Annotated in this window: 5 protein-coding genes; 3 read left to right on the top strand and 2 right to left on the bottom strand. The window is 68.4% G+C overall.

Annotated features, from left to right (window positions below; translation table 11 throughout):
• The first annotated feature begins 54 nt into the window (after window positions 1-54).
• Window positions 55-2373, top strand: coding sequence for an FxSxx-COOH system tetratricopeptide repeat protein (gene fxsT / locus ABZX92_RS30160; protein WP_355566613.1), 2319 nt, complete (start codon window positions 55-57; stop codon window positions 2371-2373).
• A 25-nt stretch (window positions 2374-2398) separates the two neighbouring features.
• Here fxsT and ABZX92_RS30155 read toward each other — a convergent pair whose 3' ends face one another.
• A complete protein-coding gene (locus ABZX92_RS30155; protein WP_355566610.1) occupies window positions 2399-5065 on the bottom strand; it encodes a hypothetical protein in 2667 nt (888 codons plus the stop codon).
• A gap of 183 nt (window positions 5066-5248) precedes the next feature.
• The gene (locus ABZX92_RS30150) at window positions 5249-5410 is read right to left on the bottom strand and encodes a hypothetical protein (RefSeq protein WP_355566608.1); all 162 of its coding nucleotides are present in this window, start codon (window positions 5408-5410) and stop codon (window positions 5249-5251) included.
• A 68-nt stretch (window positions 5411-5478) separates the two neighbouring features.
• Between ABZX92_RS30150 and ABZX92_RS30145 the strand changes: the two genes are divergently transcribed.
• On the top strand, window positions 5479-6075 hold the full coding sequence (locus tag ABZX92_RS30145; protein WP_355566605.1) for a histidine phosphatase family protein: 597 nt from the start codon (window positions 5479-5481) through the stop codon (window positions 6073-6075).
• Complete coding sequence (locus ABZX92_RS30140; protein WP_355566602.1) at window positions 6075-6548, top strand: GNAT family N-acetyltransferase; 474 nt, start codon at window positions 6075-6077, stop codon at window positions 6546-6548. The genes ABZX92_RS30145 and ABZX92_RS30140 overlap by 1 nt, the downstream gene beginning before the upstream one ends.
• Window positions 6549-6594: the final 46 nt, after the last annotated feature.

The raw sequence follows: 6594 nt of genomic DNA, 5'->3' as shown, positions 1-6594 counted from the left end.
GGGGTGCGGCGCCGTTCCGCGTAACCATCGTTTGGCCACGTGCGATGATCGGGTGTGGCCGGCGACGACACGTGGGACTTCTTCGTCTCCTACACGGGGGTCGACAAGACCTGGGCCGAGTGGATCGCCTGGGAACTCGAACAGCAGGGCCACCGCGTCCTGATCCAGGCCTGGGACATGGTGCCGGGCACCGACTGGTTCGACCTGATGAACGCCGGCGTGCAGGGCGCTTCCCGCACCATCGCCGTGTTGTCGACCGCCTACCTCGACTCGGTGTTCGGTGCGATGGAATGGCAGGCCGCCCGACGCCTTGGCCGCACGCTGCTGGTGCTGCGGATCGAGGACTGCGAACGGCCTGGGCTGCTGGGCTCGGTCGTCAGCGACGACCTGTTCGGCGTGGACGAGAACACCGCCCGCACTCGCCTGCTCCGAGCCGTCCAGGGCGCCGTGGACGGGCGTCTGAAGCCCTCCGAGCCACCGGGCTTCCCAGGTCGCGTGAAACCGGGCTTCCCCGGCGCGCTGCCGGCTGTGTGGAACGTGCCACCGCGCAACCCCAACTTCACCGGGCGGGCCGAGCCGCTTGAACTGATGCGCTCCGGTCAGACCGTTGCGGTGCATTCGTTGCACGGCATGGGAGGCGTGGGCAAGACGCAGCTGGCGATCGAGTACGCGCACCGCCACGCGAGCGACTTCGACATCGTGTGGTGGATCCCGGCCGAGCAGCCCGCGCTGATCCCCGACCACCTGACCGCGCTCGGCATCGCTCTCGGCCTCGACGTCGAGCCGACGACGATCGCACCGGTTCTCGCGCACCTCCGCGTTCGGGGGCGATGGCTGCTGGTGTTCGACAACGCGGAAGATCCGGCCGCGTTGAGGCATTACCTACCCGGAGGCGCAGGGCAGGTCGTGATCACGACGCGGCGCAACGGGTTCAGCGCACTCGGCACGGTCCTGGACCTGGACGTGCTCGATCGCGACGAGAGCATCGCGCTGCTCCGGCGACGCGTGCCCGCTGCCTCCGACGAACTGGCGGAACTGCTCGGCGACCTGCCCCTGGCCATCGAACAGGCCGCGGCCTACCTGGAGACCACCGGCCTGCCACCAGACGAGTACATCGCGCTGTTCCACCAACGAGCAGCAGACGTCATCGGTCGTGGGCGGGTGATCGACCGGCAGGAAACCCTGACAACGCTGTGGGACATGTCGCTGGCCGCCCTGGCCGAGCAGAGCCCAGCAGCAGTCCAGCTGCTGGACATGCTCGTCTGGATGGCACCCGAACCTGTTCCGCTGAATCTCTTCACCCGGAACGCCGACGAGCTGCCGGTACCTCTCGCCGATGCGGCCAAAGATCCGCTCAGCTGGGCGGAGACAGTGGGCGCTCTGGCCGACCGGTTCTTCGTGCGGCGCGGCCGCACAGAGGTGACCATCGCCCATCGGCTCCTCCAGCAGTCGCTGAAGGGGCGGCAGGCCGGCAGCACAGCCGCGAATTCGTTGGCACAGCAGCTCCTGTTGTCCGACCTGCCCATGGACGTCCAGAACGCACCGGACAACTGGCCGCGCTGGCGAGCCCTTCTCCCGCACGTCCTGTTCGCCACGGCGGAAGCCGATACGGCCGCAACAGAGCACAGCAGCATCCTGCTCGATCGAGCGGCCATCTTCCTGCAGACCACCGGCCGCACCGCCGACGCTCGTCCGCTGCTCGAACGAGCTCTCACCATCGACGAGCTGGCACACGGCCCGGACAGTGTCCAGGTTGCCGCCGGCCTGAACAACCTCGCACTCGTCATGGGCAACCTCGGCTTCTACTCCGACGCCGAAGCCCTCTACAACCGCGTTCTGGTCATCAACGAGGCGCTCTTCGGCCCCACGAGCCACCTGCTCGCCACCACGCTGAACAACCTCGGCCGCGTGCTCTCCCGCCAGAACCGCCATGACGAGGCGCGACGACAACTGGAACGGTCGCTTGCCATCTACGAGGCCCACGACGACCCCGTCAACGCGGCTATCAGCATGCACGGCCTCGGACACGCGCTCGCCTGCCTGGACCGCCGCGAGGAGGCGTTGGAGCTGCACGAGAAGGCTTACGCCGTCATGCGGTCCACGTACGGAACGCATCATCCGTGGATTGCGACGGCTCTGAGCAACATCGCCACCACCCTTTACGAGCTGCAGCGCAGTGCCGAGGCGCAACCTCTGGCCGAGCAGGCACTCGCCATCTACGAGGACTTCTACGGGCCTGACCATCCCCTTGTCGGCGCCTGTCTTGGCCGCCTCGGCAGGATCTTCACCGATCTGGGAGACCACGGCGCGGCCTACCCGTGTTTCGAGCGAGCACTGGCGATCCAGGAGCGGAACAACGGTGCCGCTTCCTGAGGTGGAAGCGGCACCGTTGTTGGTGTTACGCGACCTTGCCGGTCACCTCGAAGTCCGTGCCCGTGGGCGAGCGGCCCTCGAACTTGAGGTGGATCTGTTCCTCACCTTCCGCCTCGGTGTCGGCGATGGTCGGCACGTCGACCTCCACTGACGTCTGGCCCGGCGCGATGAACGTCCACAACTCGATGCCGGTGGACGACAACGGCCGCGACGGCAACGGTTCCTCGCCCGAGTTGTTGAGCAGCCACTCGGCGCTGACGTCCGTTGTGGACAGTTCGGCGCCCGAAGCGGGCGCCACCGGCCGGCCGATCAGCATGAAGCCCGAGTCGGCGACTTCCGACAGGGTGAGCTTCCACTTCAACGTCCCGCCTTCAACGACGCTGTCGGCGACCGGGGTGACGGAAAGCTTCGGCGCTGGGTCGTCGTTGCGGACGAGCAAGCCGCCGAACGCGGCGCCCACCACGGCGTTGTTGATGGCCACGACGCCGATCGGGTACTGGGTGTCGGCGCTCCACCTGGTGTTGGCCGTGTAGGTGATGGGCACCTCGGTCTGGTGCTCGCCCGGCTTGAGCGTCACGAGCTTGGTGGCCGGGGTGTTGGTCGCCGAGTCGCGGTAGAACAGGCGGACCGTGCGCGTGCCGCTGCCGGTGGCGGTCACGACGACGTTCTTGGTGACGGTGCCGGAGTCGCCTTCCAGAACCGAAGTCACGGTGGCGTCGACGCGGCCGAGGCGGGCCGGCACGACCGGGACGAGGCCCTTGTCGTAGCCGTGGGCGTCGATCAGCAGTGCCTCGCCCGCAGCCGACTCGGGAACGAGCTCGAGCGAAGCCGCCTGGCCGAGGTCGGCAGGCAGAGGAACGCGGACTTCCTGTGCCCACAACGCACTCAGGCGTGCGGTGCCCGGGAGGCCGGTCACCGACACCGCGCCCAGCGAGTGCTTCTGTCCACTTTGGTCAGTCACGGCGAAGGCGAAGCGGGTGGCCGGAGCGTTCGGCGGGACAGCCAGACGCAGTGCAAGCGAATGCGATCCGTGCAACGACACAGGTTCGGCCAGAGCAACGACACCCGCCTGGCCCGCCGAAGTCCACTTGAGCGCGACGGACTGGCGTTCCGGCTGCGTAGCGGCGAAGCGGAAGCGGACGAGGTGCGGCGAGCCGGAACCACACGAAGCAGCGGGATCCGCGGTCACCTGGGCGCAGACCCGTGCGCTGCCGGATGCGGCAGCAAGAGTGTCCGGCACGACGAACGGCTTGCGGTCGCCACCGACGGCGTGCGAGAGGACGCGGGCCGGATCGGCGGACGGGGCGCGGACGCCCGAGCCGTCGAGCAGCGGCAGCACCGACTCGTCACGGGCGAGGAACAGGTGGGCGGACGCCGCGATGTAGGTGGAGCCCGCGGCCTGTTGCTGGTCGGCGGTCAAACGCGTGGGAGCACCGGGAGCACACACGGGGTCCGGCTGCTGGCCCGGCCAGAAGTCGTCGGACGCCGGAGCCTCTGCCTGGCCAGGAGTCCACTCGCTGTTGAAGTAGTTGTGGTTCGCGCCGATCACGTACAGCGCGCTGTGCAACGCGGCGCCGCGCGAAACGCCGCGGGTCTGGTCAACGAACATCTGGCCCTGCAGGTCGGAGACGTCGCCGTCACAACCGGGCAGGAACGTCACGGACGGCACGTCGGGCTGCGGGTTGTGGCCGAAGATCGTGGGGCCGATCAGCACGTTGCCGCGGATGTGCCAGCGCACCGGGCCGCTGAAGCCGGTGTCGCCGGGCGGCGGGTTGATGCTGTCGGTCGCGGCGCGGTTGACGCCCTCACCACCGCGCGAGTGCCCTACCAGCAACACCTTCGACAGGTCAGCGGGCGCGGACTTGACCACGTCAGGCGCGTTGCCGTGGCCGGCCGACCAGTCAGCCCACTTCGCCAAATGCGTGCGCACCAACGACGAACGCCCCTGCGCACCCGCGTCGGCGGTCAGCGCGTCCTGCGCGTTGATGCCGTTGGCCGAGATCGACACGGTCACATAACCCTGTGACGCCAGCAGCTCCTGCGCCTTGAGGTAACCGCGGTGGCTCGGCACGGCGGTCAGACCCGCGGAGCACGGCCACTCCAGGGAGATCCGGTTCGGGTTCGTCTTGCTGTAGCAGGTGTAGTGCCGTCCGTGCAGGAAGAGCACCAGCGGCCGTTTGCCGTGGGCCCCCTCGGGCGCGACGACGACGGCGTCCATCTCGATCGGCGCCGCGTAGCCGGGCAGCTTGATCGGGTCGAGCGAGTACTCGCCCTTGGTGGTGGCGTACTTCCCGGGCTGGCCGGGATCGGCCTCCGCCTCCGGCGGCAACGCGGGCAGCTCCGGCACGGAGAGGTTCGCCGGCGGCGGCGGTGGTGGTGTCGCGGACGGCGTCACGTCCAGTCGCTTGCCCGCCGACCGCACCTGCAGCGCGGCGGGGTCCTTCAGCTGCGCGGTCAACGTGAACGTGCGCAGGTCGGCCGACTCGCGGGCCGTGCCGAGGAGCCGGTCACCCTCCCAGAACTCGACACCGGCGTCCGACACCGGCATCGGTGTGGGGGCTGTCCAGCGGATGCTGTCGCCCACGACCGCCCACCCCGGCGTCGACGGTGGTTCCGGTGCGGCCGCGGCCGGCAGCGCGGGTACGACCGCGGCCAGCACAGCGGATATCAGAAGCGCGACTGTTCGGCGCATGAGTGGAGTCCCCTCGAAAAGAGAAATACCACTCAGTTCTAGCGACGCCGGACAGCACGCGGCACGCCGTTCGGCCGCCGATCCGCCAATTAAAACAACGTCCAGACCTGGGTATTACGCCGTTCAGAGCAACCGCAGGGGATTTCCCTCACTTAACCCGCGCTTTTCCGGGGAAACGAAACATCACTTGTCTCTGATATCGGTGTCCCGCTCGTTCTGGCGCAGTTTGTTCCACGTGGAGGTCAGCTCAGCACGGATGCGCGCGACGCGGACCCCGAAGGCTTCACGGATCTCCTGGGCGTCCACCTCGTCAGGTGCGCCGTGGTCGGGGTGCTCGGCGGTCATGGCGAGCGGGGTACCTCTGAAGTGGACTCCCCCAAACGTGCTCCCCGTCACTCCTTAGGATCGAACAGGTGAGCACCCACCTCTACCTGCTGCGGCACGGCCAGACCGAGTGGTCCGAGACCGGCAGGCACACGGGACGCACTGACATCGAGCTGACGCCCGAGGGCGAGCAGCAGGCACGCCGCGCGGGCGCCACGCTCGCCCGGCTGAGGGGAACCGACCAGGCCCCCGCGCTCGTGCTGACGAGCCCACGGCAGCGCGCCACCAGAACGGCGGAGCTCGCCGGCCTGGAGGTCAACGCGACCACCGAGGACCTCGCCGAGTGGGACTACGGCGACTACGAGGGCATCACGACGCCCCAGATCCGCGAGCGCGTGCCGGGGTGGACCGTCTGGACGCACCCGATGCCGAACGGCGAGACGCACGCCGAGGTGCAGGACAGAGCCCGCAAGGTGCTCGCCGAGGTGCGCAAGATCCTGCCCGGCGGCGACGTCGTGCTGGTGGGCCACGGGCACTTCAGCCGCGTGCTGATCGCGGGGTGGCTGGGTCTCGCGCCCGACCAGGGTGTCCACTTCGGACTGGACCCGGCCGGCATCTGCCAGCTGGGCGACGAGCGGGGCGACCCGCAGGTGCGCAGGCTCAACGTTCCGGCATGGGAGATCTGATGATCCGACGGGTAGAAGCGCGTGACGTCGACGCGGTGGTCGAGCTGGTGCACGAGCTGGCGCTGTACGAACGGGCGCCCGAGCAGTGCCACCTCACGTCGGAGCAGCTGCACACAGCTCTGTTCGGCGAGAACCCGGCGCTGTTCGGTCACGTGGCCGAAGTGGACGGTCGGGTCGTCGGGATCGCGTTGTGGTTCCTCAACTTCTCGACCTGGGACGGCGTGCACGGCATCTACCTCGAAGACCTCTACGTCACGCCGGACCAGCGCGGCAACGGCCTGGGCAAGCAACTGCTGGAAACACTCGCCCAGGAGTGCGTCGCCCGCGGCTACACGCGGCTGCAGTGGTGGGTCCTCAACTGGAACGAGCCTTCGATCGGTTTCTACAAGTCGCTGGGAGCCGTCCCAATGGACGAGTGGACAGTGATGCGAGTGGCCGAAGAAGCGCTGCAGAAGCTCGGCTCATCACTCTGAAGGTTGACGGAAGGTCTCAAAAGGCTCACGAAACGGGTATTCCACA

The organism is Lentzea sp. NPDC006480 (genome assembly GCF_040611995.1).
GTDB lineage: Bacteria > Actinomycetota > Actinomycetes > Mycobacteriales > Pseudonocardiaceae > Lentzea.
Note: the sequence above shows the minus strand (reverse complement) of the source record. Positions and strands in the feature narration are given on the sequence as shown.

What these genes read in the sequence shown, in the direction of transcription:
- ABZX92_RS30150 (WP_355566608.1), bottom strand. Translation starts at nt 5,410, where the DNA reads ATGACCGCCGAGCACCCCGACCACGGCGCACCTGACGAGGTGGACGCC.
- ABZX92_RS30155 (WP_355566610.1), bottom strand. Translation starts at nt 5,065, where the DNA reads ATGCGCCGAACAGTCGCGCTTCTGATATCCGCTGTGCTGGCCGCGGTC.
- ABZX92_RS30140 (WP_355566602.1), top strand. Translation starts at nt 6,075, where the DNA reads ATGATCCGACGGGTAGAAGCGCGTGACGTCGACGCGGTGGTCGAGCTG.